The sequence below is a fragment of the Rhodococcus sp. LB1 genome (genome assembly GCF_001583455.1).
GTDB classification, from domain to species: Bacteria; Actinomycetota; Actinomycetes; order Mycobacteriales; family Mycobacteriaceae; genus Rhodococcus_F; species Rhodococcus_F opacus.
This window is the reverse complement of the sequence record NZ_LTCZ01000202.1, coordinates 4,130-4,764: the sequence shown is the minus strand read 5'-3', so window position 1 is coordinate 4,764 and position 635 is coordinate 4,130. Positions and strand designations below refer to the sequence as shown.

Annotated in this window: 1 pseudogene; it reads left to right on the top strand. The window is 69.0% G+C overall.

Going from position 1 to position 635, the window contains the following annotated elements:
• Positions 1-635, top strand: a pseudogene (locus tag AZG88_RS54150) (hypothetical protein); the annotation flags it as partial.

Here is a 635-nt window from a genome sequence, read left to right as displayed (position 1 = left end):
GTCGATGTGGTGATCGAACCGTACGTGTGGACGTACTGGAACAAGGACTTCGGTTGGCACAACCGGGTCGGAGACATGGGCATCCTCGGCTCACCGACCGCCGGAACGTATCTCCCCGACGACGACCTCCCGGCAGCACGGGAACTCGGTCGCCGGTTGGCCTGGTGCGCCCAGCACCTGGGGGTGCTCCCGGGACCAACGCCCGCGCGCACCGGCGCCGCCCTCGTCGACAAGATCAAGCGTGAACGCACCCGCAGCGGCAAAGGGATCGTCGTCACCACACCCGGCTCGGTCCCACCCCTGGACGGCCCGCCGCGGGGAGACCTCGAACCCGCTGTCGGCTGGACCCGTGTCCCCGACGCGCAGGATGTGGACGGTGTGAGCCGGTTGGTGTCGATCGACCAACGCGCCGCCTACCTCGCCTCCGCGGGCATGCTCGAATTCGGCTACGGGCAACCCCAACACCTCACCGGTGGGGCGGCGGCCGCTGCGGCGGTGGGGGAGAAGGGTGCACCGTTCGGGCTGTGGCGAATCACCCTGCCTCCCGGACAGGCACTGTCACTTCCCGAGAAACTCCCGTTGCCGCACCCCCACATGCTCGCCGACCAACCGGTACAGACCTGGGTGAGCACGGT